Genomic DNA, 26050 nt, shown 5'->3' with positions numbered 1-26050 from the left:
CTCCGGTCAGGAGTAGGGCGACTGATACTGCGAGTACCGCGGGGATCAGGCCGTTACGTGCCGGGCGGAGCGTCAGCCTGCGGCGGCATGTCGAAGTCTCGCTTGGGGGCCTCCGAGGGCTCCTTCCCCGCGATGACCGCCCCTTGGTTGGCAAGCGATTCACTGCCCTGGTCCCAGTAGCCGCTGTGTCCATGCGTGTCGACCTCGATGTTGTTGCCACCGAACATTTCGATCGCAGGGTTACGACCGAGGGTGTAGCCGGCGGTGTTGTTGGCGACGCTGTCGTCGTCTGCGGTTCCGATCCACACGTGCTCCGGATCCATCTGCAGATCGGAGGCATGGTCCACCGTCATGCCCGGACTGCCGACCGCCACAACGTCGTCCGCGCCCAGACCGCTGCCGCCCGACGCGGCGGCGCCGACCACCGTGGAGCCGTAGCTGTGCCCGAGGACGGTGGTGTGGCTCGGCGACCCGTCGTGCGAGGCATGGGTGCCCGCCACGAACTGACGCAGGTCCGGAGCGGCGTCCTCGGCCCGCCCGGTCCCGCCGACGCTGTTGAAATCGGTCGTGGAAGCCTCGGGAGCGTCGTAGCCGAGCCAGGTGACCATCGCCACGCTCTCGCCGTCGGCCTGTTTGTCGGCGGCGTTCTGCAGCTTGTCGATACGCTCGAGCTGGCCGGGCACGCCAGTCATGTCCGTATTGGTGCCCGGCACCAGTATTCCGGTGTGAGCGGCCGTGTCCGGGTTGCCCATCGCAATGATGGCCCGCCCGTCGTCCTTGGAGTCGTATCCGAGGAGGTACAGCTCCTTGCCCTTGGGCGCGCCGTCCTGGGCTTCGAGCCGGTCATTGAGCAACTCGGCATTGTTCAGACGCCTGTTGACCGTCTCGTCGCTCTCGCCCGGGAACCCTTCGTCGTAGTCGCCCTCCTGGAGCAGATTGAGCTCCTGGGCGAGGGCCGTGCGATTGGCGTCGTCGCGTACGTCCGTCGGCAGACCGTCGGTCGCGCCGATCTCCTTGGGATAGAGCGTGGTGTAGGCCTGGCGCTCCTCGGGACTGAGGGCCTTCCACCACTCGGCAGCGGCCTTCGGGTCGTCCTCGGGGATCTGCGGGGACCGGACGCCCACAGCCTTCATCGCATTCTTGACGTCCTGGGCGGATTCCGCCGCCGCGTCACTGTTGAACGGGTCGGTGAGGATGTCGCCGTTCAGCTCCGCCAGGGCCTTCGCGCCGTCATTGCTGGCCTTGTGCGCGTCGGCCAGGGCCGCGTCGATGGCCGCGCGGTGCTCCGCGCGCAGGGTGCCGCGCTCCTCGGCGACCACCTGGTTGCTGCGGGGAAGGTCCGCGAGCACCGGATCGCTGATCTCGCCGTCGCCGTCCACCTCCAGGCCGTCCTCCTCCGCACGCCGCACCGCGTTGCGGAGGTCCGTCTGGGCCGCCTCCATCCAGAACTTCGTGGTGTCCATGACCTCGGCCATGGCCATGGTCTCCGTCTCGACCACGCCGATCCGCGACTCGACGTCCTCCAGGTAGAAGAGGGCCGCGTCGGCGTCGTCGCCCTTCCAGGATGCGTGCAGCGGTCCGGTCACCTGCCGACGGTGACGACCCGTCAGGGAGTCCATGGTCGTCGACATTTCACGCCAGGCCTTGGCCGCGGCTTCCAGATCGGAGAAGTCCTGCTTCATCAGCCGGGAGAAGTCAGAAGCCATATCGGCGGCTCCTGCTCGACCGGCCCGAGCGCACTTCGTGCCCTTCAAGGCGTGACGAGTCCACGCAAGTGGACATAAGACAACCCCCGTTGCTCCTGCTCACTCATGAGTTCGAGGCACACAGAGTAACTGACGCGTCCCTGCCAGGGGCAAGCCCCGTTTTCCGTGGATGGACTGCGGGGGGGTGGGAGTTGGGGCCTGGCTGCGTTGTCCTGGTACTGATGAACACACACATGTATCCCGCGACGGCCACCACCGTCCCCGCACCCTCCTGGCGCCGCTGGTCCCTGCTGGCGGCGGCCTTGGTCCTCGCCTCGGGAGGGCTGTTGGCGGCCCACTTCTCCTTCGACGGCGACACCTTCCAGAACTGCCGTTACCTGGGCCCGTCCACGCGGATGTACGTCACCGTCTGGGCCGCCCCGGCGTGCGCCCTCACGGCCCTGCTGCTCCTGCTGGCCCTGCGCCGCGGGGCGCGCCGACGGGGGCAGCGGCCGGGGGCGGTGTGGCAGGGGCGCGTGGCCATGGCAACCGTGTGCGTCGTACCCCTACTGCTGCTGGCGCAGGTCGCGGCCCTCTACTGGGTGTACGAACCGGATCCCGCCGGTGGGCAGGACTGCTCGGGGCTGACGCTGGTGCGGGAGCGGGCTGCCACACTTCGGTGAACTGCCTGGCCCTGCACTGAAGTTGAAGGGCAGGCCGGGCAGGACGGGCATTACGCGGGTCGCAGCCGGGGAGGCCCCGAGCCCCAGCGATGAGCCTTAGCACTGACCCTCAGCGACGAGCCTCAGCGCTGAGTCGGCCGCTCTCCTCGGCCTGAGCCATGCCCGGAGCCGTGCGTCGGCGCGTCCCGCTCGGCACGCTCGCGGTCCAGCTCCGCCTGCTGCTTCGCGTCCCATTCCGTGAACTGGGCCTTGGACTGCTGGCGTTCCGCGTACGTCTGATCGTCGGCCGCCCGGCGGATCTCGTGCATCCGCTGGAAGACGGCCTCGGTGTAACGCGGGTCCTGGAAGGCGTCCTTGACGTCGACGTGCCCGCTCAGCACCGAGCGCGCCATGTCGCGCAGGGCCGGATCGAGCGAGGCCGCGTTGGCGATGGTGCGCAGGGAGCGGTGCAGCCGCAGGGCTTGCTCGGGGTCCTGGGCGATCCCCATGAGTTCCTCGTCCTGGATCTCCCGGTCCGCGGTCATGGGTGCGGTACGTCCTTCCTGTCTGCGGTGAGGGTGGTGGTGAGGTCGGCGAAGCCAGTGAGATCGGCGAAGCGAGTGAAGTAGGCGAAGCCAGTTAGGTCAGCGAGGTCGATGAGGGGCGTCGGCGATGTCATCCGAACTCGCTTCGAGCCCACTCCTGCGCGCCACCCGTGGTGCCCGAGGAGCCGGAGCTCGCGGAGGCGGAGGCGGTTGCCGTGGCCCTGTTGGAGGCCGACGCGGTGCCCGAGGAGCCGCCGGAGCCCGTCGTCGAGGCGGTGGTATCCGCAGTCCCGTCGGACGTCTCCGCGGCATGGGAGCCTTGTCCGGACACCGCGTCGACACCTTGCTGCACGCGGTCCCCGGCCGCCCCGGTGACCTTGTCCGTCGCGGCGCCCACGGCGTTGTCCACGTGCCCCTGCACGTCCGTGTATCCGGCGAGGGTTGATCCCTCGCCCCCGGTGACCTCGTTCTTGAGGCCGTCCACGTACTCGCCGGCCGCCGTCTTGGCGACATCGGCCGTCTCGCCGAGGTCGATGCCGGAGCGCGCGTCGAAGTAGGTCTCGATGCTCTGCTGGCCGATGTTCTGGGCCATGCCCACGGCGGCCTCGGTGGCCTTCTCCTTGGCGGCGTCGACCACCTTCTCCTGGACGAACTGCTTGGCCTCGTCCTTGATCTTCTCCTTGGCGTACTGCTTGACCTTCTCCTTGGTGACCTTCTCGAGCTGCTCCTTGGCGATCTTCTTGAGGGCGTCCATGGTGGCGTGCTCCATGCCCTTGGTGACCGCCTCCACGACCTCCTTCTTGAGCCGGTCCAGCAGCTCCCGGACGATCAGCCGCGTGGCCTGTGTCGCGCCGAGCGCGCCGACCTCGGACAGTCCGAAGGTGAAGGGGGCCGCCGCCTGCGCGGCGATGATCTCCACGGCCAGGGCGACGAGTTGGGCGATCACGGACAGCTTTGCCGTAAGGACCGCGATCGCGGCGGCGTCGAAGGCGAAGGCGATCACTTCGCACGCCGTCTTCGCGTCCGGGATGTAACTGTCCTCGCCGTTCGCGCCGGTGTAGGCGCCCCAGGCCTTGCTGAAGCCGTCGACGGCCGAGCCGCTGTTGAACGAGACGACGGTGCGGGCGAGTCCTTCGCCCTGCGCCTGGATCTGTTCGAGTTCCGCGCCGAAACTCCGCCAGGTCTCGGCGACTTCGTGCAGTGCTTCTTCGTCTACCTCGGGCCAGGTGTAGCCGAGGAGGTCGAGCACCCAGACAAGTTCACTAGGCAGTGTGAGCGACATGCCAATAGCCCCGTATTTGATTAAAGTTGACCGGTGAGCCCATTCATCAGACCGCTGTTCGACGCGTCCGAATCGTCGTAGTTACCTGCCATGTCCTGCAGGTTGTGCCCGATCTGCTGAAGCCGTTCCGCGAGACTGTCCATCGACGTGAAGATTCCGTCGCGAATCGGTGTGTAGACCTGACCGAAGATCTCCCCGAAGTCCGCGTCCGCCCAGGGCTCACCCAATCCTTCAAGGGTGCTCTGAAGGCGCTTGGAGGCGTTCGAGAAATCACCCCCGAGATCGGCGAAGCTCTGCCCCTGCTGCCGGAGTACAGCCGTCTCCACGTCAAAGATGTCGTACGCCATTGTTCTCCCCCGAACTCCCTTTGGCTGCCGTTCATATTGCACGATTTGCACGACAGGTCGATAGCTTAGACTCCTCGCGCACGACCCGGCGAGCCCGCCAGTCAAGAGATCGTCAAATCACTCAGGGGGACGGCCAACAGTGGTGACAACACAGCCTAGTTACAGCAGTACAGGACGCCTGTGGGTGGGAAGGCTGGTCGGACTGGGTCTGCTCCTCGTGGCCGCGGTCGTCGCCGTGGTGACCATTCCGGAACTGCGCAGCGAACTCGCCGGCGAGGGCACCGACGGAACCCTCACCGTATCTTCATGCGAGACGCACACGAAGACCCACTACGGCACGCGCAAGCGTTCCACGGAGCTCAAGTTCAGCTGCACCGGAAGCTGGGCCGCGCAAGACAGTGGGACCACCTACAAGGACGTAGTAGTGGCCACGACATCGCGTTTCGAAACGGGAGCGAAAATCCCCGTCGTGCAAGTGGACGACACCTTCGAGACGCCGCAGGACCGGGACCCCGGAAAAGACGCCGGGATTCTCGCGTTCTGCCTCTCCTTGGCGGCATTCGGCGCCTACTGCCTCCTCACCGGCTTCGGCACCCGCAACGGCCCCGGTTTCGCAGCTTCTTGGCAGAACCTGCCGGCCCGTACTGTCACCGGCCCCGTTCTGGGCGGCCTTTTCGTCGTGGGCGCCCTGGCAGCACTCATCTGCGCGCTGGTCCTGTAACTCCCGTATCCGTCTTCTGACTTCTGAGTTCTGACTTCCGAGTTCTGAGGAACCCTCAATGACCCAAGTACAAGGGAACGCCGCACCGAACGACGCCTCACCGGGAGAGCGGACGAACCTCGGCCGCCTCATCGGCGCGGGTCTGATCCTCGTAGGCCTGGTCCTCCTGGCCCTCGGCGCCTTCCTCGGCCCCTACACCTACGCCACGGCCACCCCGGGCAAGCTCACCGTCGAGACCTGCACCGTCGACTACAAGTACCGCTCCAGCACGTCGAGCGGCTCACGCAAGAAGACCAAGACCAGATACTGCTACGGCACCTTCACCGCCAACGACGGCAAGACCAAGGACCTCAACGCCGAGCTGAAGAGCGACGCCCTGCACACGCGCGGCTACGTCATCGAGACCATCAAGACGGGTGACACCAGCTACAAGGAGGACCATGGCTGGGTCGGGGCCATCGCCACCGGCTTCGTGTGGTGGTTCGGTGCGCTGATCCCCCTGGCCCTGGGCCTGTTCTGCGCGAGGACCGGCTTCTCCTTCGGCGGCGCGGCAGACATGAACCGAGCGTCCCGGTCGGGCGGCCCAGGTTTCGAGAATGCGCTGATCGTCATGTTCGCGGTGGGCCTGCTCGGCTTCCTGATCAGCATGTTCGTGCTGTTCCTCGCGTGACGAGACCTCGGAACACCTCACGGACCAGCTGATCTGACGAAGCTCCCCACGGCAACGGTTCGCCCAGTCGGCCACCAGCCGTGGGGAGCTTCTCCTTCGTTCACGAATGACAGCATTTCCGTTTGCAGTCGAACATCCACGATAATCCTGGACCATGGACCAACTGCTATGGATTCTGTTCAAGGTGGCGTTTTTCGGCTTCCTCGCGGGCCTTGCCGCCCTGGTGATCTCCTTGCCCATGCGCGATCGCAGGAATCGAAAGCGGATAAAGCGCGAACTGGAACAACTTCCCCAATTCGCTGCGGAACGCGGCTGGACGTACGAACCCTTCACAGAAGGGCGGATTGACCAGTTTGCCGGTGCGGGCCCGATCATCTACAAGGGTGCCGATCAGCCCGCATGGAACTACACGACCGGACGGTTCCGCGGCCGCTCCTTCATGTACTTCGACTACCGCTACAAGAAGTCGAGGGTGAACGGCGACACAGACGACGTCGACGAGCCCAGGCCTCTCGTCGTTCAGGCAGTCTTCATCATCACCACGCCCGGCTCAGGGGCGCATATGGAGATCCGTCGCAGAACCAGGCTGGACGCGCTGTTGAACAAGAAGCTGACGATACCGGTCGGTGTCCCGGAATTCGACGAGGAGTTCCTGATCTTCACCAAGGATGAGGCCTTCCCCCGGACGGCCTTGAGTGGCAACGTCATCCCTTTCCTCCTCACGGACCCTCGAGCCAAGAAGTCCCGGCTTCTGTTCCACGAGAACGGGCTCGGCACTTGGTACACAGGCACCCTGTCGCGGCAGGCTGTCGACGACAACCTGAACTATCTGTGCGATGTGCTCGACCTGATCCCAGAACGAGCCTGGACCGCCGCCTGAGCCGACACGACGCCCCTTGCCGCCGGGGTAGCAGATGCACCGGGCGCGCAAGGGCGTCCTGTTGGTCTGGAATGAGGTTTCGCCTAGACCGAAGTTTCATCGTCGGCCAGGCGCACGGTCCTGACGAACTGCTTGAAGTCCTCGATAACTTCCCGCAATTGGCCGGGCTTCGCGGTGAGGACGAGCTCGATGACGGCGCGCTTCCCCGGGTCCTTGACGTCCTCCATGCCCAAGTAGACCTGGCTCTGGAGCAGTTCGATGGGTTCCCCCCGCAGAGTGCCGGAGAGTCGAAGGTTCTGGACCACGCCAGGGGCGTCCGTCAGCCCCGGGGCGTCCGGAGTGCCCGCTTCGGTCTTCTTGACGACCTCAACAGAGGCTGCCTGCTGGAGCCTCCGTACCGACTCCTCGGCGATCTGCCACAGAGAGGCACTGTCGTTGCGCACACGTCCCGCGATGGTGATGTTCGCCGTGAACCCGTCCATGGAAGCGAGGTGGAGCGCGACGAAAGCCGCGCCGGGTGCCCCCACCTCGTCCGGCGGCGCCGGCTGCCAGCCGTCCGGCAGCGAAAACGAGATCTTGACCGGCAACGTGGTGGTCATCGTGACTTCACTTCCTTGATGAGCGTCAGCACGGGCTAGAGCCAGCTGCCGACCGTGTTGTCCCAGGCGTCACCCACTGCGTCAGCCGCGTCGCCGGCCGAGTCGACCACCTTGGCGGGATCGATGGTGATATCCATCGAGGCCTTGGCACCGAGGCCCAGACCGATTCCGTACTCCCCGCCGATGGTGATCTTGCCGTCCTTCAGGCCCACGTCGGCACCGGCGGAGATCCCCGCCCCCGCCCAGGCCTCACCGGTGACACCGGCGCCGATGCCGCCCACGTCGCCGGAGAGTGCTCCTGTGACCTTGCCTCCGGCGAACGCATCCAACCCGGTATGCAGTCCATCCTTGCCGACGGAAGTGGTCGTAGAAGCTTCGGCGCCCACGAGTCCTTTCGCCTCGGCCTGGACCGCGGCGAGGCCGTATTCCGCACTGCCGCTCGCGGAAGCCCGCGCCAGGTAGGCGCTGCCCGAGACACCGGCCTGCGCGCGCCCGTCCGCGTAGCCGCCGGAGGCGGATCCCTCCACTCCGAGCAGCGAGATCCCCGCCGTGCCCTTCAGCTTGGCGCCATGCCACGTGCCCTCTCCGGTGGGAGTGTTCGCCGACCAGACATCGGCGCTGCCCTTCCACTCGGCAAGATTGACGTTGACGTTGACCTTCTTGCCGGCTGCCGGATCGGCCGGGTTCCCGCCCTCAGCCTGCTGAGGCTTGTCCCGGACATACCAGTTGCCGTTCTCGTCCCTGCCCCACTCCTTGGTCTGGCGCTCCCCGCCCCGCCACTTCTCGCCTTCCCGGCCCCAAAGGTTCTGACTGGTCTTGCCGGCCGAGTGCTCGTCCATCCACTGCTTGGTATCCACCCAGTCCCTGGCCTCCGTGAGCCAGCGGGGACTGTCGGAGGCGCCCCCCGCAAGGTCGCTCAGCTTCTTGGCCAATGCGTCGGCCTCCTGCTTGAGCTGCTGACGCGCCGTCGTCAGTACCTCTTCTGCGTCGTCGTGCTGCCCGACCGCCCAAAGGCCTATCGCCGTCGCGGCCTGCTGCTGCCCCCAGCTGAGCATGGAGGAATAGGAGACGACCGCCGCTGCTGCCCCCGACATCGCGTCGGCGGCGAGGTACCAGTTCGTCTTCTCCCTGGCCAGAGTCGGCCAGAAGGCGTCACTCGCCTGACCGGTCCAACCCGGGATGCGCACATCACGCAACCCGTCGCCGATTCCGTTGAACTTGTTCGACCAGCCGGTGAACGTGGCAGCGAGCTCGCCGAGCTTCCCCACATCCCCCTCGACAAGCTCCTTCGGGTCAGTCGTCTCCCCGAGTGCGGCTGCCATGAATACGGGCTCCCCGTTTCCTAACCCAAGTCCGACTTGACCGAATTCACCGCGTCACGGATGGCCTCATCCGTCGCAGCGTAGTTTTTGCTCGCCGAGTTCAGCCCCTCCGCCAGGGTCGCAGCGCAACTGGCGAGGAACTCGGCACCGGACTGCCACGTCGCGCAGAATGTCACCAACGCCGCGCCTGCCGACTCGACCCCAATCGAGGAAACCTGCTCGGCCGACGGCTCCAGGTCCACCTTTTCGACCGGCGTAAGGCATTCCAGGATGCCCGAAGCGCCCTGCTTGAGGATCCCGGGATCTACTTCGAGATCAGTCACCGCAAGGTCCCCCCTTTAACTCCGCCTGCACGCAGACGCGTTGACCACATCCGACGTACGCTATCACCAAGATCACACTTGGAGTCGCGCCGTCCTCCGCCTTCACGACTCCTGTGCATGAATTCGCCGAAGTCGCTCGGCATAACCGCAGCCGGCCCTCAACTCGCGGTGCTGTGCGCCAGGATGACGTGCTGCCGACATGGCATCGCGGCACGCCGCCACCCAAGGGCCTGGACCAAACGACCAGTTATCAGCTCGCAGCCGGAGAGGCCGTTTCGTCGGCCTCGATGTCGAAGTTGACCTGCTCTCCGTCAACAGAGGTAACGGTGACCGTCACACCCAAGGTGCTGCCGTCGTCCCCCGTGAGCGTGCAACGGGTGGTGGTACCGACCTTCCCGACGAGGTCCTCGGGGCAGGTGGTGTCCGGCTTCGGCTGCCCCGTTGAGGCGGCGAGCCTCTCGGCAACCGTGGTGGCCAGCTTGTCCGCGGACACCTTCGGCGCAGATACCTTCGGCTCGGTTTTTCCAACGTGGACCGAGGCAGAGCAGCCGGTGAGCAACACGCCCACAGCTACGACCGAGAGGCTCCACGTCGTTGCGGAAAAATAGATTTTGGCCATGTGGGAGGAGACCCTTTCTGGGTGATCAAGGAAAGAAGATTCCGAAAGCATACTGGGCATAACTGCCCCGGCACGTTGCCGGAGGGGCTCCCTGGACTCGGCCGGGGCAGCTGCGCTTTCGCCCGAACTGAGCAGGTGACGCTCTTCCATGAAATCCTCGCCCCACCCGCAAACAATCTTCAATTACAGGAGAACGGATGGGGCATGCCGAACAAGGCTGCGTGCTTTGACCGATTCAATAGAAGCAACCCCATGCCTCGAAGCTCCGGATTCTCCACCCTCGGCGAATGAGACTCACGCAGGCAGGCGGGTGTGGCCCGGCCGCCTCACAGCTTGCCGAAGACCACGCTGCGCCAGGTCCAGCCCGACTTGAGGACGGCGTTCTGCAGAGGGTTGCGCAGCTCCGAGCTGTCGAAGCGGAAAGTCTCCGTCGCTTCAAGGTCACCGCTGTCCCCGCGTTTGACCGTGTAGCGACGGGAGACGGTCCTGTCAGGCCCACGCGAGTACGCCTTTGAGATCTTGAGCTGCGGCGGATTCCCGACCCGGGTGACCTCCCACCCTTCCTCAAGGACGCGCACCTCACGGTCCTCTGGGACCAGGCGCATCCGGATGCGGACGGCGCGAGTCAGCTGCGAATCAACGAAGACGGCCTGCCAAACGGGCTCCGCGATCCGCCACTCCGCCACCAGGTCGGAGTCCTCGGCGGCACCGTCACGGATGACGTACGGAGCATCGGGCCGGTTGACGCCGAGCAGGGCTGTGCGCACGTCCTCGGCTGAGCGTGGCACGACACCGCCGTCGGGATGCTTGGTTCCAGTCAACTTGTCGAAGAGTCCCATGAAGTCCGCCTATGAAGGGTCGGGTTGTCGGTACCAGAAACGCCACTCCTGCGGGACGGCGTACGACGTCGCGCAGATGTCCGGGCGGCCTGTGCGTACGGGGTCCTGGAAGTCGCCCAGCACGGCGGGGACCCTTCGCGTGAGGCCGGCGGCCTGGGCCCGGGTGGCGCGGTCGTGGGCCTCCGGCTTGCGGTTCTGCGCGGCCGTGTCCCAGTCCACAGGCTGCATTCAGATCCGCGCCCAGTGTCGGCCCCCGAACGTCATGATCACTTAGATCAGCCTCTGCTTGCAGGCCAGGGGCCGGCTCGGCAGGCGAAGCTCCCTTCTCCAATGGCTCGATTTGAACCGACCACCGTCCATGGGGAGCTTCACCAACGCTCTTGGGCTACCCAACAGCCCACCACCGGCATCAGGTTCGGAAAGGACCTGACGGTGGTGCCGAGACCGCCACGCCTGCACCGGTCCTGCGACGGCCCCTCAGTGCCAGAAGCAGCCCACCGATCAACATCAGCAGCCCCACTCCGACTGCGCCCAGGCCGGTCAACCACGTCACCTGATCAAGAGGAGGATGGGTGGTCTTCGACGTGCCCACGGGGCTGGCGAAGTGCTCCTTGCCCTTGTATTTCACGACAACTGTCTTGTCGTCAGGTGGCGAGGCCGCAGCCTTCACTGCGGCGGCGGCATTGATCTGCCCGTACCCAAGGAGGGCATTCCACCCACCCTGCGGGTGACGGGCAGTGCTGGTGAGGGTAGCGCGCGTCTGGGCCGGGGTGAGTTTGGGATTGTGGGAGAGCATCAGTGCCACGACACCTGACGCGAGCGCAGTCGCCGGCGACGTACCGTCGATCAACTCGAAGCCACCCGTGTTCTTCGCACTGTTGATGTCCACACCCGGGGCGGCCACCTCGTTGTACGTGTGCACAGTTGAGAACTCGGCGCGCCCTCCACCTTGTTTCGTCGCGGCTACAGCGATGACACCTGCATAACCAGCAGGGAATGAGGAATAATTGAGATTGTCCCCACTATTGCCAGCCCCCCCGAGAACCGTCACCCCGTGACTCACCGCATAGCCGATGGCTGCAGCTTCGTCCTCATCCTTGGAGTTATCGACCTCGCTGCTTCCAATAGACATCGAGATCACGTCGGCGCCATGGTCCACAGCGTAGGAGATTCCGCTCGCGATCGAACTCACGCCGCGCTGCAACTCGACGTTTCCGTCGTCGTCCTTGTCCTGGTCAGAACTCACCCTCACCGAAAGAACCTTGGCCTTGGGTGCGACCTTGAGTACGTCCGACGCCATGGCAGTGCCATGCACCCCCCACTCGGGGCTCTGCGGGTCGATACCGTCCTCGCGATAGTCAGGGCCGGTGGTTACTCGGCCCTTGACCGCAGGGTGATCAGCCACCACTCCACTGTCCAGGACGGCCACGGTGACACCTTCCCCCTGACTGAGCTGTTGCGCTGACGAGAGACCAAGGGCATCGCCCTCCCACCCGATGGGAGCGGGGGCGGCGTGCGCGGGGACGACCGGCAGCACGTAAAGGAGACAGCTCAGTGCAGCCCCGACGATGACCGTCCTCGTACGTCGGCCATTCATCGGGTACCCCCCAACTGCAGGTAATCCATGTGGGATTGGAACAAACTGGCCAGGATTTCCGCCTCACCGAACCAGGAGGCCCGGTCTTCGCTTACATCTAGTTCATCCCCCCAAGCGCCAGGCAGGTTTCCTGCAACCCGTCGTCCATCAACCGCACCTGTGGTGACAGCGACGGCATAGGGGAGGTGCTCGCCACCAGTTGTACGCAGCGCCACTCCGCTACGTCCGTCCCCCTTCCAGCCTGCGGCCAGAGTGCCCGGCACCGGCAAAGGGGCCACCGTTCCCTCTGCTTCCAGATCCCCGTAGGCCTCAGCAAGCTCCTGCCTCTTCGACCCGTCTTCGGGGAGCACAACGAGTGCGACCGTTGCCAGCATGTCTCCGGTGGGGTCGACATACGTGGCACGCAACACAGCCTTGCAACCCACTCGCTCTGCGATCGCCAGCGTCTTCCCCGTCAGTCCCCTACTGCAGGATGTGTCAGGGGAGATGCCGAGCCGACGCCAGCTCGCGTACTTGGGATTGGCGAAATCCCCGCCCCCGACGGTGTCCGGAAAGATACTTTCGGCGGGTTCATCGCTCCAGATCACCTCTCCGTACTCGACATTGGCAATCGTCTGCTGACCATTGCTGTACTCGTTCGCGACGAGAGCGCCGCCTCCTACGAGACCAAGCACGCCGAAGAAGCAGAGAATTGAACCAATCACGATGCGCGCAGTGCGCCCACTGCCGCCTGGAACACCTGGAGGAGCAGAGGGAGCCACGGGCTGCATCCCCGGCGGCACGGGTCCCCCTTGAACCGGCACCTGCCACTGCTGTTGCTGCCATCCGCCTTGCTGGGGCGGCTGCCCGTACGGGTTGGCGCTGCCCGGACCTCCAGGCGGCGTCGGATAGGACATGGGTTTCCTCACACGTTTCTACTGGTGAGGGGGCATGATGCGCGGCTTGATCACGTGCAACAAAGGTCCGGCCTATCGGCTGACCTGTAACCGAGTTACGCGTGCTGGCTCAGCAGAGCGCAACTGCAGCATCGCGAGTACATCTTCCCCCGTAAGTCACAGGACACCCTACGGCGTTCACCAACACAGCGGCGCACACCCCTCGTGAGGCTTCCATGCACAATGTGTGATCAACACACACAGCCGCCCTCCGCCCACGTCGGCGCATCACCTGACGGTCTCCAGCGGTGCCGAGGCCAGCTCGCACTCGGGCAGCGGAGACGACGAGGGAAGAGGCACGTCCTCAACCACGTCAGGGCCGGCTTCGGGTAGCAGAGCGCACTCCCAGCGAGACACAGAGGGGAAGTAACCGCGGCAGCGATACGACCGACTGCATCGGCTACGCGTCGATCAACCGACCTCCGACGTGGGCCCGGTGGATCACACCTCCATACGCTCGACCGCGTTCTTGGCCTCGACCAGATCGGCGTCCGTGAGTTCACGGTAGAGCTTGATCGCCTGGATCTTCTTCCCTTGCCGCACGAGAGCGGCGACCCGACCGTGTGCAGGGTCGACATCCTGGACGCCCAACTGGGCAAGGAGGAGATCGACCTTCCGCTCCAACCGAGCGGCTCTCCGGTCGATGCGGCGGGCTCTGGTCTCGGTGGATCCCCACAGCACGCTAAGGGCAACGAGGAGGTACAAGAGCACGGTGATGTCCATGAGCAGCAACCCTAGCCGTCTGCCGCCAGCAGCAGCGATCACGCGGGTGCCACCCCGGTTTCCTCGTCCGCCGAGCCCTGTGCTGTCGCGTACGGCCGTTCACCGCAAGTGCCCGAGGAAGGCGCTCCAAGCGTGTGGTCTGAAGGCGAGCACGGGGCCGGTCGCGCACTTGCTGTCGCGTATGGGGACTATGCAGGGAAGGCCGTCCGCGACCTCGACGCACTCGTTGTTGCCACCGCTGTACGTGCTGCTGCGCCACCTCGCGCCCGACAAATCCGGCGTGCTGCGGCGTTCGCTTTCCATGATCCCTACTCCTTGGCCCGGCGCTCGATGAGGGCACGGGACTCCACCGGAGAGAGCGCGGATGTGCGTGCGGCGTCGAACAGGTCCCGGTATCTCGCGACCTCTGCCTCTCGCTCCAGCCATGTGGATCCGGTCGGGTTGTCCGCCAACACCACGTCCAGCGCTCCCTCTTCGGGAAAGCCCAGCACCACGTACGGGCCGAACATACTCGCATGGGCACCACGGGAGAACGGCAGTACCTGGACCGTCACGTTGGGCCGCTCCGAAGCGTCCAGAAGATGCTGTAGCTGCGCCTTCATCACCTGTGCTCCGCCGACTTGTTGGAGCAGTACGGCCTCCGACAGAACTGCCCAAAGTCGTACAGGCGAGTCGCCGGTCAGACGCTGCTGACGAGCCAGGCGCACCTGCACGAACTTCTCGATCTCGTCCCCCGTCTCCCATTGCCGTGATGCCACCGTCACGGCCCGGATGTACTCCGGGGTCTGGAGCAGGCCGGGGACGAGCTGCGCCTGGAAGGTGCGGATGGACTCCGCCATGGTCTCCAAGGCGATGTAGTCGCGATAGGTATCGGCGAGGACGGAGCTGTACTGGTTCCACCACCCGTGCCTGCGACGCCGGTTGGCCTTGCGGGCCAGTGAGGCCAGCCGCTCGTGGAGCTCGGTGTCGGAGACCTGATACGCCTGCAGCATGGCCGTCAGGTCGGGAAGCCGAACCGCCACTCGCCCGTTCTCGATACGGCTGATCTTGCCCTTGGTGCAGTCGAGGGCATCGGCTGCCTGGATGGTCGTCAGCCCCGCCTCCTCCCGCAACCGGCGCAACTCGTCGCCGAGTTGGCGTCCGAGGACGGTCGATGGGTTTGGGGTGGCGCTCTTGGCAAGCATGCCAACACCTTTAGCAGAGGATGCAGGTCCGGCAAAAGAGCTCTAACTCGAAAGAGGGAATATTGACGTCAACTCAATCGGAAACGTTGCAGATTCGTCTGATGCGCACGCATCCTGCTCGTCATGGACACCGGTGTCCCACTGCCAAACTGGCCTTCTCTGTGCGGGATCCCGGTCGAGCGTCGACTCCCTTGGGGGCTGCCAGTGGCCGTACCGAACCAAGTCTCTTTCCAGCTATCCCGTCGTCGGAGCAGCGTTCCCAGAGCGCGGGCCTTGCTCAACGCCATGCTCCGAGACTGGCTCATCGATCAAGAAGTCCTCGACACGGCGGAGTTGGTCCTGTCGGAACTCGTAACCAACGCCCTGCGTGCGCGGGCACCACATGACCGTCAAGTCGGCGTGTGTATCGCGCACTCGGAGGATGACGGGCTGCTGCGGCTTGAGGTGAGCGACGCCGGGGAAGGCCGACCGGAAATGCGGGGCCCCGGCGAAGACGAGGCCGGCGGACGCGGGCTGCTGCTGGTGGAGGCGCTGACCCACTGCTGGGGTGTGCAGGAACGCGAGGGCGGCCTCGGGAAGACGGTCTGGGCGGAGATCAAGGCCCCGAACATCACGGCTGTTCAAACCGAGAAAGTGATCGCGGCCGTAACGCTTCACGCCGGAGATGAGGTCAAGCTGCAAGGAACGTGGCGAAAAGTCAGCAGCGTCCAGGGCGAGCGGTCCACCTCGGGCGGGTTCGTAATGGTGCTGCGACTGGACGACGGCCCTGCGGTGCGCTTGGACGCCGCCGAGCCGCTGATCGTGCGGAGCGGAGGCCCACATGGTCAGTGCGGCTCGGCGGAAAACGGCGCAAAGCGAAACGGCCGAGCGGCTCCACTGTCGGACTGCGTCAGTCAGCGACCCGCGCACCGATGGCCCGGGCACGGCGGCGGGATTCAGGGCTGAGGCCTTTGCGGCGGGGGGTGGTGCGGGGATTGAACGCGGTGGGCTGGGCAGCGTAAGTCAGCGCCCCAGGCCGGGTTTGGCGATGACGCAGGCGAAGCGGGGGTCGCCCGCGTACCACAGGTCACCGTCGAAGCCCTTGCCTGCGATGCGGTCCCAGGGCCGGAAGAAGAATCCGGAGATCTTCGGCGACACCGTCTTCTCCGGCCGGTCGGGATCGGGCAGGACGAAAGAGAACTTGCGCCCCCGTGCGTCGTACCGAACGCCACCGGGCTGCTGACTCCAGGGGTAGACCGTCAGGATCCGGCGCATCCGCCCGAATCTGCACAGCTTGATGAGCGACATGAGGGCGTTGTACATGAGCACGGCCAGCACGACCGTCATGGGCACCGCTGCCCCCACGGGCAGCAGCCCGGCCGTGACGAACACCGCACCCCACCACAGCGCCACCCAGCCGAGGAACCTGCCCTGCGGCCCAGTGGGACAGGGGCACTGGCAGTGCCGGGCCCCTCCCATGCCGCCGGGGCACCGAAGCGGCCCTTGTCATTCAGGTTCATGCTCACTCGTCACTCACCTGTCTGAGTTCTTACGGGTGTTGCTGGTGTCAATGCAGGTCCACACCTTGTACGTGCCCGGGGTGCCGTAGACCCCTGCGGACAGGGCGAGTTCAGCGGTCGCGGTTCACCCACCAGAAGGAGGTCACGAGGGCGAGGATGCCGCCGCCTACCCAGTCGACTACGCGCACTACCCGCCCACCAAGATGCGCGGCTCCTTCTCCAACAGTCTGGAGATACCGGCCTGTTCGGCTAGGGCCCTGCGCTGCGGGTCGGCCTGGGCGCGCTCCTGCTCGTACTTCTTCCAGTCCGCGGGCTGCACGAAGAGCATGTCGTTGCTCCCCGGCACGATCAAGACGCCGCCGAAGGCCTGGTCCCCGGCGAACCAGGCGCCGCCCTCCTCGGCCGCCTTCGGCCAGCGGCGTACCGTCGAGGCGTTGACCGCGCGCAGAGAAGGGGCGCCGTGCTGCCCGCGCACCGACAGCCGGACGGTATGCACATCACCGAGGTATTTCCACTCGGAGCCCTTCTTGGACACCCGGGTGCGGTACTCCAGGGGGTAGGTGTGGAGCACCTTCTCGCACACCCCGAGCCGCGACCCGTGGCGCAGCCGGAGCACCAGGAAGATCAGCACGAACAGGGCAGCCGGGATACAGAACGCGGGCAGGGCCCCGTCATAGCCGAGCAGGTGCGCCACGAACGGCACCGCGAACAGGACCACGGCGAGCGCGAGGCGCGTGGAGATGTGCCGGTACAGCAGCGTGCGGTTGTGTTTGACCACCTGCGCAACGTTGGGTGCCACGGGCGGATTGTTCATGAGAGGCTTCCGTCCTTATCCGACTTATCCGAAGTCGTTGCGCATGGCCGCCTCGACTGAGCCTGCCCCCGGCTCGCTGTCCGGTGCAGGCGCCGGCTTCGTCGGGTCGGTGAACGTCAACGTACGGGCAACCCCGAGAAGGATGTCCCGGTACACGTCCGCGAGATGGAGAGCGGGCGTCACCAGCTGGACCATGATGATGTCGGGCGTGCCCGAGCCGGTGGCAGCGACCGTGCCTTGCCACACGTCCCCGCGCAGAGGGCCTTCGGGGCTGTCGGGGTCCCTGCCCGGCGCGACGGTGCGCTTCTTCTCCTCCGCGAGGTAGCCGAGGCCGCACGGCAGTTCAAGCGGGCGCATCCCGGAGTCCGGGGCGTCGGCGGCTGTCCCAGCGAGGCCGGCGATCACCAGCTTTGCATTCTGGCCGGACGTCGAGACAGTGGAGATGGTGAGGGTGGACGTCACGATGGTGCCGTCGTCGTCCGGGTGGTAACCGACCGCACACATGTGCACGTTCTGCGCATTGAGTGTGGTGACCATGCCCGCATAGAACTGCAGGACCTGCGAAGCCTGCGCCCGCTGCTCTGCGGGCAACGTGTTCAGCTCCCGGACCAGTTCCTCGATGCGCTCGCGCGGGGGATCGAGGTCCATCTTCGCGTAGCCGTGCGGAATGCCGTACCAGAAGACGGGTTTTGCAGCGCCGCTCGCGGCGGAGCCCGAGAGGGCGGCCGTCGTAGTCATGCTTCGTTCACCTCTCGATTCGGCTAGCTCGCCGCCAGGAGGGACCGCACGATGTCCTGCCCGGCCCAGGCTCCGGCTCCTGCCTTTGTGACCTCCGCTGCGGTGCCCGCCGTGCCCTCGTCAGGCATGAGGTTCGCGGCGACATTGAGGCCGTTCACGCTGATGTCAGTCAAGAGTTTGGCCGAGCCTGCGGCGCTCTCCCCGGCTGCCTGCCACGCCTCGTCCACGGCGGTTCTCGGAGCCGTTCGCAACACGTGGCCGACTTCCCGTACGAACTCGGTGCCGACCTCGCGGCTCGTGACGCTGACGCCCATTTCCGCGGCCTCGGTGAGCCCACCGCGGATTCCGCGGGCCGCCGAGCTCAACGCCCTGCCGCCGGGCACCATGCCGACGGCGTCGCCGCCGACGGAGGCCCAGGCGGAGAAGGTGTCCATGTTCCAGCCGAACTTGTCGCCCCAGGGGAGGAACGCGTCCCGGAAATCCGGGTCGGAGAAGTTACTGGCCATGGACACCGCGCTGGCGGCAATCGCGATGCCGGCGAACAGCGGGGCAAGCGGCGTCGGAAAGAGGGCGAGCAGACCGGCGATGGCGCCGATGGTTCCTGCCTGGTCCACGAGAAACTCGCCGACCGACTTGAGGATGTCGCCGACCTTGTCCCAGAAGCCCGGCTCGTCGGGAGCCCTCTTCGCCGAGCCCTCCAGGGCCTTGGCGACGGTTTCGGCCTCGCTCGTATGCTCGGCCTCGAGCTCCTTGACCTTGCTGTTGAGCGACTCGTACTCGTTATTGGCCTTGGTGAGGGCCGTGCTCGCCTCGTTCATTTCCCGCTCGGCCGAGCGCAGCCGCGCGGTCGCGGCGTCGGCCTCTTCCTGCGAAGGGAAGGTCTGATTGGCGAGCCTCAGGTCCGGGTGCTGGGCGGCCTGGTCGTATGCGCTCTTGGCCTTGTCCGCCGTGGCCTTCTTCTCGGCCGCCTCGGCGTCGTACTTCTTCGCCAGCTCCCGGTTGGAGGCCAAGTGACCGTCCCAGTTGTGCAGTTGGGTCGCGGCGGTACGCAGGGAGGAGGCGGCGTCCTTGATGTACTTCGGCAGGTCGCCCTCGAGGGACTCGCGGAACTTCTCCGCCGCGTCGCCCTCCCAGTAGCTGCTCTCGCCGGTGAGCTTCGTCAGCTGCCGGTGCGTGTTCTCCAGCGCCGTCGCGGCAGCGGCCACCTTCTGCTGCAGCTTCGTGACCTCGGCGGGGATGCCCGGTACGGGGTTCCAGCCGATGTTGGGGTACGGGTTCGCGGCCATCACTTACCGCCCCCGACGCCACCCGAGGTGCTCTGTTCCGCGATCTGCTTGAGGGCCTTCTCCAAGGCTTCCTCGACCTCTTGGTAGCCCTTCTTGTTGGATTTAACGCCCTCTTTGATCGCGTCGATCATTTCCTTGGTTTTGTCAGCCCCGTACTTCCACTCCTCCTGGAACTTGTCACAGGCCTCGTCGAGCCGGGCGGTGCCGATCTGGTCGGCACGCACGTGGTCGAGGGCGGACCGCGCCTCGTTCAGCTCGTCGACGCATCTCTCCAGATTCGTCAGGAACTGTTCGAGTTGCCCGATGTCCGTCTTGAAGTGGTCCCCCATGGGCCGGTTCCTCCCCGCTCGGCTCGGTACGTTATTGGACCCAGACGACTCAACTGATCGCCCAGGCCTCCTTGGCACCATACATGCACTGACTTTAGACGTTCATTGCCGAGTTCCTGTGGCCCCGTGGCTCTGCGGAGAACCGCCACAGGAGCGCCACGGGATCATCGCCTGCCTGTGACATGGGCCCACGCCCGGGAGGCCGTCGGTAGGGCGTCTTGTACCGGCCCGGCGTTCAGTGGAACGGGGCCCACGCGGCGCGGCGCGCCAAAGCGGTTCCAGGTGTTGATCGCTGTGAAGAGTTACCGCGGAGACCTTGCAGCGGCTTCTCGGACGGCCATGCTGCGTCGATCTGTGTGGGAAAACGCCCAGGCTACTGACCCTGGTACGGAGGTTGCTGGGCGTAGGGGTTGGGGGGCTGCGGAGGCTGTGCCGGAGGAGCGGGGTGCCCGTAGCCCTGGCTGGAAGCTGTGGAGGGATACGGATACGGCTGTTGGGCGGTCGGGTACGTCGCTTGCCGGGACGGGTAGCCCATGTTCTGCGGGGAAGTTCCGCTAGTGGAGCCGACGTTCCCCGAGTTGCGGCGACTACGGGTTACGGCGAAGACGGTGACGGCGGAAATCACGGCTCCGATGCCGATGACGCCGACGATAAGGGCGATGGCGCCCATCGAGGAGATTCCCTTCTCATTCTGGGGCTGATTCTCTATGGTGTCGTTGCTTCTGGGCGCCTCGGCGGCCAGTTGGATGCGACCGAACGAAGACCATCCTTGAGTCGCTTCGTGTATCCAAGATGAGAGCCCTGTAGAGGCGGTGATCCCGTGGGGTCACTTCATAATCGCGGGTACCACGAGGCAAAGCAGCAGGGTTATAGCGTGAGACCCTGCTCCCCACCTCTTCAACGCGCGATTGTCATCGCGGTACCCGCGCAGCATGACCAAGAGACCACGTGCGTACCGATCAGGTCCAGCACTGCCAGCCACAACCATTTGCCAGACATGATTGACATGGCGAAGAGTAGCCAAGGGGCGAAAACTGCAATCCCGAGCAAAATCCCGCTGAAATGGTTCGCGGTACGCGTCATCATCTCATCGGCAGAAGCTTGGGAATTCAGCTCAGGTAGTTCTGAGTTCACAGCCTGTCCACGGGCGAAATACTCCTACTGCCCTTGGTGAGGGGGCTGTTGGGCGTAGGGGTTGGGCCCCTGCTGCGGGGACTGTCCTGGAGGTGTGGAGTAACCGCCCTGGTTGGATGCTGTGTTGGGGTACTGCTGATAGCCCGTCGGGGGCTGGGGCGGGTAGCCGCCCGTGCCGTACGGGGGGTTCCCGCCGCCGGATCCGGGGCCGGGGCCGGCGCCTCCACGGTTGCGACGGCTGCGGATCACCACGAAGAGGATGGCGATGACGACCAGGCCGGCTGCGATGCTGGCGATGATAAGAGTGCTGCCCGAGGAGGACTTCTTCTTTTTCTTGGCCAGGCTCGTGCTGTCGTCACCGGAGGCGGCGCCTGAATTGGTGGACGTGGACGGCGACGCCTGGGCGAGGGGGCCCTCCTTGGAGCCCTTGGGGATGTCCATCGTCAACGCGGAACCGGGGCGGGCAATCCCGTAGCCCAGCTCACTGTCCGGGGCCTTCTTGCCCTTGTGCTGCAGGAAGGACGCCGACTTAATCAGGCGGTTGATGACTTGGCCTGCAGTGAGGTCTGGGTATTTCGAGCGAACCAGGGCGGCGATGGCTGAGACGTAGGCGGTGGCATCGGACGTGCCGGAGGCTTTCGCGTAATCGCCTGTACCGGTGGCTCGCGGGATGTCGACACCAGGGGCGGCAAGGACCACGCCTTTACCACCGTTGGATTTACCCCAGAAGTCCAGGTTCTTGTCGACTGCGGTTACAGCGACGACTCCTGGAAGTGCAGCTGGGTAGTTGACATTTCCTCTGTCGTTGCCCGCGCCTGCCACGACTACCGCGTCATGCTCCTGAGCATAGGCAATTGCCTTCGCAGCCTTTGTGCCGGGGGTTGCACTGGTGTCAATGAATGAAAGGTTGATGACCTTGGCGCCTTGGTCTACTGCGTAGCGGACTCCGTCTGGCCAAGTGTCTGCCATTTCCCCGCCGTCGTCAGCGCGTACCGGGAGGATCTTAGCCTTCGGCGCAAGGCCCATCACTCCCTCAGAGCCATTCGCCCCATGCCCGTGACCAGCGATGACACTCGCCATACCAGTCCCGTGCCCATCGCTGTCCTTGTGAGGATCGTCCCCGTTGAAGTCCTTGCCCGGCAATACTTGGCCTGTGAGGTCTACTTGCGTGGCGTCCACGCCAGTATCGACAACGGCTACCGTGACGCCCTCCCCTTGAGACGTCTTCCAGACCCTTTCGGCGTCGTACACCGTCAGGGGCCACTGTGCGTCCCGGACGGCGTCCGCTGAGGCGATGGGGGCCGAAGTGAGGAGCAAGGCTCCCGTCAACGCCACGACTCCTGTCGTGGACCCGACTCGCTTGAAACCCAATTCCTTGCTCCTCACTCAGCTGTGGCTGGGTGTGCCAGCCTTCATACATGGGCAGAAGAAGACTTTCCGCCCGGCGCGTTTGCGTGGTTACTCGATGGTCCGCGGTACGTTGCGGTTGCGGTCCTCTTCCGAGATCCAGGTCTCTTCGTCCTCGACCAAGTAGTCGGGACGGTCGCCCTGGCTGTTCTCTTCCTCGGACCGTCGGCCGCGACCACTCGCACCGCCAGCTCCGCCCGCCATGGCGCCACGTTGCGATCCGCCTCGGCTCCCGTGCAGGCCTGCACCGCCGCCGGCGCCCTTGCCCGTGACGCCCTTGGCCGCGCCGACCACACCGCCGCGGGACCTTGCGAGCGCTCCACGACCGCCAGCGCCGGCACCACCTCGACCAGCCGCACCGGCGCCCCCGCCACCCATGCCGCCCATACCCGATCGACCTCCGGCACCGCGACCTGCTGCCGCGCCACCACCAGTCCGGCTACCTGCGGCTCCGATGCCGCCGCGTGCGGCAGCAGCACCGCCCGCGAGACCGGACGTTCCGCCAGGAGTCACGATGCCGGAACCCTGAGCTCCGCTGGTGCCGAAGTTGCCACCACCGACGCTGGGTCCGCCAACGCCTGTGCTGGGGCCAGTCCCTGTCAGGCCTGGGGAGATGCTGTCCACGTTCGTTCGGGTTGTCGGGAGCTGGGAACCGCCCGTGATGCCTGGGGCGCGGGGCGTCGTAGGCGTCGTAGGCGTCGGCTTAATACTTGTCGTCGACCCGGCGCTCCACGGCTTGATGGTGCTGCTTCCGCTGCCTGGACGCGAGCTGGCAGCAGACGGCATGGAGATGGGAGTGGGCATCGGCGTTGTGGGGTTCGGAGCCGGAAAGGGCTCCGGGTCGTCAATCGGTGGCTGCATCTTCGCATATGCCTTGTAATTGACCCCCAGCTGCTCCATGATCGCCACCCCCTCCAACTGCTTTTCCTTGCCGGCCGAAAGGGAGTCGGCGTTCGCCTGGCGGGCGGCGTCCGTACTCACGCCCCTGTTGATGTCTGCCAGCAATTGCTCATCGCTGCGGTTGTCGTCCGTAAGTTTGTCCCAGGCCCTGTCCCAGCCGGAGGGCTCTTCGACGTCCCGCATCTTGTCCATGGACGTCCGCAGGTCGTTCTGTACGGAGTGCATAGATTCGCCGTAGTAGTTGGCCCATGCAGCTCCGTTCCTGACGTTCTGCATGATCTCGTTGGCCTTCTTGCGGAATGCCTCGGCCGCGTCGCCCTCCCAGTGCTCGAGAACGTTTTCAACGGCGCTCTGCATCATGCCCGCGACGCTGTCCTTCGCGGATACCGAGTCCACGCCGCCGACCTTGGGGTCACCATCGCCGCCAGACAGGATGTTGTGGACCGACTTCCAGTGCTGGCTGACCTCGTAGATTCGGCCAGGGTCCGCGTCCAGGATCATGGACCGCAGCTCAGGGATGCCCATCTGCATGAAAGGCGTGTCGAGCTTGCTGCGGTCCGGGCCCCCCATACCCCCGTCCTTGGTCGACTCAAGCTTTTCGTCGTGCTTGTCCTTGATCCGCTGCTGTTGTGCCTGCTGCTGAGCCTCGTAATACTCAGCATTGTAGTAACCGCCGTAACCCATCGTCGAAACGTCCCCTCTGTCAGTGACCGGTCGCTGAACCGCTTAGTAGGCCGAACCGCCCTTGGGGGCGCCGTCGGGAGCAGCACTCACGCCCTGCTTGTTCGCCTGCTCCTGGTCGTTGTACTTGTCCCTGACCTTCGAGGCACTCGTTCCGAAGTCATTGATCAGCTTATGCAGATCCCTGATCATGGCCTCGATCCGGGCCTTCCCGTCCTGGTGCGCCGTGTGAAGCTCGTTGGACTCCAAGAACTTCATGCTGCCGAAAGCAGTGCTCGGGATGTCCGTCTCGTACTTGGCCTTGGTATTGGCCTTGTCCATGTCTGAGAGAAGGCCGTTGAGCTTGCGGATGACGTTATCCAGCTCGCTCAGATCAACCCGCATACCGTTACTCATACCCCGTTGTCCTCTCCCCTGTTCCTCAAGTTGTCAGCACCCACTCGGTGCCCAAGTTGCCCAACTCGCCCAGTCATCGCACAAGTCGGCCACCCGACTGACCAGCTTGCCCAACCCGACCAGCCCGACCATCGCGCCCAACCCGCCGCCCCCGCCAGTCCCGCACAGCAACCCCACTCCCCGCAACCACGAGTGCCAGAGCAAGTCCCGTGCCGAGCACGTAAATTGCGATCCGGCGTTCCCGTTCCGCCTCGCTCTCGCCCATTGTCACGGCCATCGGGATGACCCTGCCGGCGCCGGCCGCGACCACCGGGTCCGGCGACGGAGAGGAGCCCGGCGTCGAGTCGTCGGACAGAGCGGCGACCGGGTCTACGACTCCCCAGCCGATGTAGCGGTTGGCACCGCGCCCCGGGCGCTGGGCCGTCTCCTCGATGCGGGTGGCGATCTGGGCCGCGGTCCAGTTCTCGTGCTTCTCCTTCAGGAGAGCCGCGACGCCCGCGACGTACGGGGCCGCGAAGCTCGTGCCGTCGGCGCTGCACTGGCCGCCCTTGGGGACGGTGGAGACCATGTCGACGCCGGGGGCCGCGACGTCGACGAAGTCGCCCGACTGTGAGAAGTAGGCGCGTTCGTCGTTGCGGTCGGAGGCCGCCACCGCCAGGACGCCCGGATACGAAGCCGGGTATGTGTCCGCGGACTTGCCGTCGGCTCCGTCGTTGCCGGCCGCCGCCACGATCAGGGCGCCCTGGTTCACCGCGGCCTCCACGGCGCTTCGCAGTGTCGGGTCGTCCTTCTTGCTCGCGGTGTCCGAGGAGATGTTGATGATCTTCGCGCCCTGGGCGACCGCGTAACCGATCGCGTCGGACATGGTCCCCGAGTTGCCCTGCCCGTTCTCTCCGTCCCCGCCCGTGTAGCGGAGGGAGAGGATCTTGGCGTCCGGCGCGATGCCCTCGAAGCCCGTGCCCTTGACCGGGCGCGCGGCGATGATGCCCGCGACCCGGGTGCCGTGGCCTTCGAGGTCCTGGGTGCCGGAGCCGCCGACGAAGGACTTGCTTCCGGAGGCCATGGCGCTGCTCAGTTGATCGTTGGAGGCGTCGACGCCCGTGTCGATCACCGCGACCGTGACGCCCTTGCCCGTCGCCTGTGCCCACAGTTGGTCCAGGAGGATCCGCTGGAGCGACCACGGCGTGGACTTGATGACGTCGCCGCCGAAGACGCATTCCGTGCTGGCCGCCAAGCCGAAGTCCGGGCCGCCTGAGTCCGTGAGGCGGGTGGGCACCGCCGTATCCGCCGTATCCGCCGTATCCGCCGGGTCAGCCGTGTCCGCCAGTGCCGGCAGTGCCGACGCCACCACTGACGCGCAGCAGATCCCCGTCGCCGCGAGCACGCCAAAAACCCGCTGCAGTGCGCGGGTTCCACTCTTGCGGCTACGCGAACGGGCGGTCAGACCCTTCACGTTCAGGCCCCCCATTTCCAGGCCCCCAGGGCTTCCGTGATGACGAATGTGAAGATTTGCGGGATTTACTGTGAGCTGTCCTGCATGAGTTGCGTACGACCCCGATGCAGAGGTCGGCCCAGCGGTCGCCGTGGCGTCCGCTGGGCCGATTCTCTTCATCTCATGTCCCTCGGGTCGCCGACGGGCTCAGCCCCAGGTGGAGGCGTTGCTCTTCTCGGTGGCCTGGTAGCTCTCGGCCGCGCTCTGCAGGGCGGTGGAGATCTTCAGCAGGGTCTGGTGCAGGTCAGCGGCGGTCTGGTCCCACTCGCGCTGCTTGCGCTGGTAACCCTCCTGCGCTTCACCTTCCCAGGAGTTGGCGACGCGCTTGACCGCTGCCTCGAGGTCGTCGAGCTGCTGCTTGATGCGGCCCGCGGTCGACTTCACGTCCGTGGACGCGTTGGTGATGGTTGCGTAATTGACGAGGATCGACATCATCGTTCC

Annotated in this window: 31 protein-coding genes; 5 read left to right on the top strand and 26 right to left on the bottom strand. The window is 65.6% G+C overall.

Annotated features, from left to right (window positions below; all coding sequences use genetic code 11):
* Nucleotides 1-53: 53 nt before the first annotated feature.
* The gene (locus tag ACFYO2_RS21375) at nucleotides 54-1706 is read right to left on the bottom strand and encodes an alpha/beta hydrolase (RefSeq protein ID WP_388351165.1); all 1653 of its coding nucleotides are present in this window, start codon (nucleotides 1704-1706) and stop codon (nucleotides 54-56) included.
* 221 nt (nucleotides 1707-1927) lie between these two features.
* Between ACFYO2_RS21375 and ACFYO2_RS21370 the strand changes: the two genes are divergently transcribed.
* The gene (locus tag ACFYO2_RS21370) at nucleotides 1928-2368 is read left to right on the top strand and encodes a hypothetical protein (RefSeq protein WP_388351162.1); all 441 of its coding nucleotides are present in this window, start codon (nucleotides 1928-1930) and stop codon (nucleotides 2366-2368) included.
* A 122-nt stretch (nucleotides 2369-2490) separates the two neighbouring features.
* On the opposite strand, the gene ACFYO2_RS21365 is transcribed toward ACFYO2_RS21370, so the two are convergent.
* The 4 genes from ACFYO2_RS21365 to ACFYO2_RS21350 are packed head-to-tail and all read right to left on the bottom strand — an operon-like array spanning nucleotide 2491 to nucleotide 4521.
* On the bottom strand, nucleotides 2491-2892 hold the full coding sequence (locus tag ACFYO2_RS21365) for a hypothetical protein (RefSeq protein ID WP_388351159.1): 402 nt from the start codon (nucleotides 2890-2892) through the stop codon (nucleotides 2491-2493).
* A complete protein-coding gene (locus ACFYO2_RS21360; protein WP_388351156.1) occupies nucleotides 2889-3026 on the bottom strand; it encodes a hypothetical protein in 138 nt (45 codons plus the stop codon). The genes ACFYO2_RS21365 and ACFYO2_RS21360 overlap by 4 nt, the downstream gene beginning before the upstream one ends.
* Complete coding sequence (locus tag ACFYO2_RS21355) at nucleotides 3023-4174, bottom strand: PE-PGRS family protein (protein WP_388351153.1); 1152 nt, start codon at nucleotides 4172-4174, stop codon at nucleotides 3023-3025. Before ACFYO2_RS21355 ends, ACFYO2_RS21360 begins: the two co-directional genes overlap by 4 nt.
* 20 nt (nucleotides 4175-4194) lie before the next feature.
* Nucleotides 4195-4521, bottom strand: a complete 327-nt coding sequence (locus ACFYO2_RS21350) for a WXG100 family type VII secretion target (RefSeq protein WP_388351150.1) — start codon at nucleotides 4519-4521, stop codon at nucleotides 4195-4197.
* 184 nt (nucleotides 4522-4705) lie between these two features.
* Here ACFYO2_RS21350 and ACFYO2_RS21345 point away from each other — a divergent pair, with 184 nt between their 5' ends.
* From ACFYO2_RS21345 to ACFYO2_RS21335, 3 genes are all read left to right on the top strand, one after another.
* Complete coding sequence (locus ACFYO2_RS21345) at nucleotides 4706-5242, top strand: hypothetical protein (RefSeq protein ID WP_388351147.1); 537 nt, start codon at nucleotides 4706-4708, stop codon at nucleotides 5240-5242.
* Nucleotides 5243-5300: 58 nt separating this feature from the next.
* Nucleotides 5301-5912, top strand: coding sequence for a hypothetical protein (locus ACFYO2_RS21340; RefSeq protein WP_388351144.1), 612 nt, complete (start codon nucleotides 5301-5303; stop codon nucleotides 5910-5912).
* A 154-nt stretch (nucleotides 5913-6066) separates the two neighbouring features.
* Nucleotides 6067-6792, top strand: a complete 726-nt coding sequence (locus ACFYO2_RS21335; protein ID WP_388351141.1) for a hypothetical protein — start codon at nucleotides 6067-6069, stop codon at nucleotides 6790-6792.
* Nucleotides 6793-6875: 83 nt separating this feature from the next.
* Here the strand turns inward: ACFYO2_RS21335 and ACFYO2_RS21330 are convergent, their stop codons facing one another.
* The 11 genes from ACFYO2_RS21330 to ACFYO2_RS21280 form a co-directional block, all read right to left on the bottom strand.
* Nucleotides 6876-7391, bottom strand: coding sequence for a hypothetical protein (locus ACFYO2_RS21330; protein WP_388351139.1), 516 nt, complete (start codon nucleotides 7389-7391; stop codon nucleotides 6876-6878).
* Nucleotides 7392-7426: 35 nt separating this feature from the next.
* On the bottom strand, nucleotides 7427-8713 hold the full coding sequence (locus tag ACFYO2_RS21325; RefSeq protein WP_388351136.1) for a putative T7SS-secreted protein: 1287 nt from the start codon (nucleotides 8711-8713) through the stop codon (nucleotides 7427-7429).
* Between the two features lie 20 nt (nucleotides 8714-8733).
* Complete coding sequence (locus ACFYO2_RS21320; protein ID WP_388351133.1) at nucleotides 8734-9036, bottom strand: hypothetical protein; 303 nt, start codon at nucleotides 9034-9036, stop codon at nucleotides 8734-8736.
* Nucleotides 9037-9286: 250 nt separating this feature from the next.
* Nucleotides 9287-9655 (bottom strand): DUF4333 domain-containing protein, encoded by a 369-nt coding sequence (locus ACFYO2_RS21315; RefSeq protein ID WP_388351131.1) that lies wholly within the window; start codon nucleotides 9653-9655, stop codon nucleotides 9287-9289.
* A 326-nt stretch (nucleotides 9656-9981) separates the two neighbouring features.
* Complete coding sequence (locus ACFYO2_RS21310; RefSeq protein ID WP_388351128.1) at nucleotides 9982-10494, bottom strand: hypothetical protein; 513 nt, start codon at nucleotides 10492-10494, stop codon at nucleotides 9982-9984.
* Nucleotides 10495-10503: 9 nt separating this feature from the next.
* The gene (locus ACFYO2_RS21305; RefSeq protein ID WP_388351125.1) at nucleotides 10504-10722 is read right to left on the bottom strand and encodes a hypothetical protein; all 219 of its coding nucleotides are present in this window, start codon (nucleotides 10720-10722) and stop codon (nucleotides 10504-10506) included.
* 181 nt (nucleotides 10723-10903) lie between these two features.
* Entirely contained in the window at nucleotides 10904-12091 is a 1188-nt protein-coding gene (locus tag ACFYO2_RS21300) for a S8 family serine peptidase (RefSeq protein ID WP_388351122.1), read from the bottom strand.
* On the bottom strand, nucleotides 12088-12795 hold the full coding sequence (locus ACFYO2_RS21295) for a hypothetical protein (RefSeq protein ID WP_388351119.1): 708 nt from the start codon (nucleotides 12793-12795) through the stop codon (nucleotides 12088-12090). Before ACFYO2_RS21295 ends, ACFYO2_RS21300 begins: the two co-directional genes overlap by 4 nt.
* Before the next feature lie 672 nt (nucleotides 12796-13467).
* Entirely contained in the window at nucleotides 13468-13749 is a 282-nt protein-coding gene (locus tag ACFYO2_RS21290) for a hypothetical protein (RefSeq protein WP_388351116.1), read from the bottom strand.
* Between the two features lie 99 nt (nucleotides 13750-13848).
* Nucleotides 13849-14052, bottom strand: coding sequence for a DUF397 domain-containing protein (locus ACFYO2_RS21285; protein ID WP_388351113.1), 204 nt, complete (start codon nucleotides 14050-14052; stop codon nucleotides 13849-13851).
* Nucleotides 14053-14057: 5 nt separating this feature from the next.
* A complete protein-coding gene (locus tag ACFYO2_RS21280; protein ID WP_388351110.1) occupies nucleotides 14058-14933 on the bottom strand; it encodes a helix-turn-helix domain-containing protein in 876 nt (291 codons plus the stop codon).
* A 123-nt stretch (nucleotides 14934-15056) separates the two neighbouring features.
* Between ACFYO2_RS21280 and ACFYO2_RS21275 the strand changes: the two genes are divergently transcribed.
* Nucleotides 15057-15878, top strand: coding sequence for an ATP-binding protein (locus ACFYO2_RS21275; protein ID WP_388351107.1), 822 nt, complete (start codon nucleotides 15057-15059; stop codon nucleotides 15876-15878).
* A 57-nt stretch (nucleotides 15879-15935) separates the two neighbouring features.
* Here ACFYO2_RS21275 and ACFYO2_RS21270 read toward each other — a convergent pair whose 3' ends face one another.
* From ACFYO2_RS21270 to ACFYO2_RS21225, 10 genes are all read right to left on the bottom strand, one after another.
* Nucleotides 15936-16391 carry a hypothetical protein gene (locus tag ACFYO2_RS21270; protein WP_388351104.1) on the bottom strand — a complete coding sequence of 152 codons (456 nt, stop codon included), beginning with the start codon at nucleotides 16389-16391 and terminating at the stop codon, nucleotides 15936-15938.
* 228 nt (nucleotides 16392-16619) lie between these two features.
* The gene (locus tag ACFYO2_RS21265) at nucleotides 16620-17231 is read right to left on the bottom strand and encodes a hypothetical protein (protein WP_388351102.1); all 612 of its coding nucleotides are present in this window, start codon (nucleotides 17229-17231) and stop codon (nucleotides 16620-16622) included.
* A 39-nt stretch (nucleotides 17232-17270) separates the two neighbouring features.
* Nucleotides 17271-17984 (bottom strand): hypothetical protein, encoded by a 714-nt coding sequence (locus tag ACFYO2_RS21260; RefSeq protein WP_388351099.1) that lies wholly within the window; start codon nucleotides 17982-17984, stop codon nucleotides 17271-17273.
* A 23-nt stretch (nucleotides 17985-18007) separates the two neighbouring features.
* The gene (locus tag ACFYO2_RS21255) at nucleotides 18008-19270 is read right to left on the bottom strand and encodes a hypothetical protein (protein WP_388351096.1); all 1263 of its coding nucleotides are present in this window, start codon (nucleotides 19268-19270) and stop codon (nucleotides 18008-18010) included.
* Complete coding sequence (locus ACFYO2_RS21250; protein WP_388351094.1) at nucleotides 19270-19599, bottom strand: hypothetical protein; 330 nt, start codon at nucleotides 19597-19599, stop codon at nucleotides 19270-19272. The genes ACFYO2_RS21255 and ACFYO2_RS21250 overlap by 1 nt, the downstream gene beginning before the upstream one ends.
* A 1158-nt stretch (nucleotides 19600-20757) precedes the next feature.
* Nucleotides 20758-21984, bottom strand: a complete 1227-nt coding sequence (locus ACFYO2_RS21245) for a S8 family serine peptidase (protein WP_388351091.1) — start codon at nucleotides 21982-21984, stop codon at nucleotides 20758-20760.
* 207 nt (nucleotides 21985-22191) lie between these two features.
* On the bottom strand, nucleotides 22192-23724 hold the full coding sequence (locus tag ACFYO2_RS21240; protein ID WP_388351088.1) for a WXG100 family type VII secretion target: 1533 nt from the start codon (nucleotides 23722-23724) through the stop codon (nucleotides 22192-22194).
* Nucleotides 23725-23766: 42 nt separating this feature from the next.
* A complete protein-coding gene (locus tag ACFYO2_RS21235) occupies nucleotides 23767-24117 on the bottom strand; it encodes a hypothetical protein (protein WP_388351085.1) in 351 nt (116 codons plus the stop codon).
* 73 nt (nucleotides 24118-24190) lie between these two features.
* Complete coding sequence (gene mycP / locus ACFYO2_RS21230; protein WP_388351082.1) at nucleotides 24191-25393, bottom strand: type VII secretion-associated serine protease mycosin; 1203 nt, start codon at nucleotides 25391-25393, stop codon at nucleotides 24191-24193.
* A 363-nt stretch (nucleotides 25394-25756) separates the two neighbouring features.
* Nucleotides 25757-26041, bottom strand: a complete 285-nt coding sequence (locus tag ACFYO2_RS21225) for a WXG100 family type VII secretion target (protein WP_388351294.1) — start codon at nucleotides 26039-26041, stop codon at nucleotides 25757-25759.
* Nucleotides 26042-26050 lie beyond the last annotated feature (9 nt).

The sequence above is a fragment of the Streptomyces sp. NPDC006602 genome, assembly GCF_042870385.1.
GTDB lineage: Bacteria > Actinomycetota > Actinomycetes > Streptomycetales > Streptomycetaceae > Streptomyces.
Note: the sequence above shows the minus strand (reverse complement) of the source record. Positions and strands in the feature narration are given on the sequence as shown.

What these genes read in the sequence shown, in the direction of transcription:
- ACFYO2_RS21375 (WP_388351165.1), bottom strand. Translation starts at nt 1,706, where the DNA reads ATGGCTTCTGACTTCTCCCGGCTGATGAAGCAGGACTTCTCCGATCTG.
- ACFYO2_RS21370 (WP_388351162.1), top strand. Translation starts at nt 1,928, where the DNA reads ATGAACACACACATGTATCCCGCGACGGCCACCACCGTCCCCGCACCC.
- ACFYO2_RS21365 (WP_388351159.1), bottom strand. Translation starts at nt 2,892, where the DNA reads ATGACCGCGGACCGGGAGATCCAGGACGAGGAACTCATGGGGATCGCC.
- ACFYO2_RS21360 (WP_388351156.1), bottom strand. Translation starts at nt 3,026, where the DNA reads ATGACATCGCCGACGCCCCTCATCGACCTCGCTGACCTAACTGGCTTC.
- ACFYO2_RS21355 (WP_388351153.1), bottom strand. Translation starts at nt 4,174, where the DNA reads ATGTCGCTCACACTGCCTAGTGAACTTGTCTGGGTGCTCGACCTCCTC.
- ACFYO2_RS21350 (WP_388351150.1), bottom strand. Translation starts at nt 4,521, where the DNA reads ATGGCGTACGACATCTTTGACGTGGAGACGGCTGTACTCCGGCAGCAG.
- ACFYO2_RS21340 (WP_388351144.1), top strand. Translation starts at nt 5,301, where the DNA reads ATGACCCAAGTACAAGGGAACGCCGCACCGAACGACGCCTCACCGGGA.
- ACFYO2_RS21335 (WP_388351141.1), top strand. Translation starts at nt 6,067, where the DNA reads ATGGACCAACTGCTATGGATTCTGTTCAAGGTGGCGTTTTTCGGCTTC.
- ACFYO2_RS21330 (WP_388351139.1), bottom strand. Translation starts at nt 7,391, where the DNA reads ATGACCACCACGTTGCCGGTCAAGATCTCGTTTTCGCTGCCGGACGGC.
- ACFYO2_RS21325 (WP_388351136.1), bottom strand. Translation starts at nt 8,713, where the DNA reads ATGGCAGCCGCACTCGGGGAGACGACTGACCCGAAGGAGCTTGTCGAG.
- ACFYO2_RS21315 (WP_388351131.1), bottom strand. Translation starts at nt 9,655, where the DNA reads ATGGCCAAAATCTATTTTTCCGCAACGACGTGGAGCCTCTCGGTCGTA.
- ACFYO2_RS21310 (WP_388351128.1), bottom strand. Translation starts at nt 10,494, where the DNA reads ATGGGACTCTTCGACAAGTTGACTGGAACCAAGCATCCCGACGGCGGT.
- ACFYO2_RS21305 (WP_388351125.1), bottom strand. Translation starts at nt 10,722, where the DNA reads ATGCAGCCTGTGGACTGGGACACGGCCGCGCAGAACCGCAAGCCGGAG.
- ACFYO2_RS21300 (WP_388351122.1), bottom strand. Translation starts at nt 12,091, where the DNA reads ATGAATGGCCGACGTACGAGGACGGTCATCGTCGGGGCTGCACTGAGC.
- ACFYO2_RS21290 (WP_388351116.1), bottom strand. Translation starts at nt 13,749, where the DNA reads ATGGACATCACCGTGCTCTTGTACCTCCTCGTTGCCCTTAGCGTGCTG.
- ACFYO2_RS21285 (WP_388351113.1), bottom strand. Translation starts at nt 14,052, where the DNA reads ATGGAAAGCGAACGCCGCAGCACGCCGGATTTGTCGGGCGCGAGGTGG.
- ACFYO2_RS21280 (WP_388351110.1), bottom strand. Translation starts at nt 14,933, where the DNA reads ATGCTTGCCAAGAGCGCCACCCCAAACCCATCGACCGTCCTCGGACGC.
- ACFYO2_RS21275 (WP_388351107.1), top strand. Translation starts at nt 15,057, where the DNA reads ATGGACACCGGTGTCCCACTGCCAAACTGGCCTTCTCTGTGCGGGATC.
- ACFYO2_RS21270 (WP_388351104.1), bottom strand. Translation starts at nt 16,391, where the DNA reads ATGGGAGGGGCCCGGCACTGCCAGTGCCCCTGTCCCACTGGGCCGCAG.
- ACFYO2_RS21260 (WP_388351099.1), bottom strand. Translation starts at nt 17,984, where the DNA reads ATGACTACGACGGCCGCCCTCTCGGGCTCCGCCGCGAGCGGCGCTGCA.
- ACFYO2_RS21255 (WP_388351096.1), bottom strand. Translation starts at nt 19,270, where the DNA reads ATGGCCGCGAACCCGTACCCCAACATCGGCTGGAACCCCGTACCGGGC.
- ACFYO2_RS21250 (WP_388351094.1), bottom strand. Translation starts at nt 19,599, where the DNA reads ATGGGGGACCACTTCAAGACGGACATCGGGCAACTCGAACAGTTCCTG.
- ACFYO2_RS21240 (WP_388351088.1), bottom strand. Translation starts at nt 23,724, where the DNA reads ATGGGTTACGGCGGTTACTACAATGCTGAGTATTACGAGGCTCAGCAG.
- ACFYO2_RS21235 (WP_388351085.1), bottom strand. Translation starts at nt 24,117, where the DNA reads ATGAGTAACGGTATGCGGGTTGATCTGAGCGAGCTGGATAACGTCATC.
- ACFYO2_RS21225 (WP_388351294.1), bottom strand. Translation starts at nt 26,041, where the DNA reads ATGTCGATCCTCGTCAATTACGCAACCATCACCAACGCGTCCACGGAC.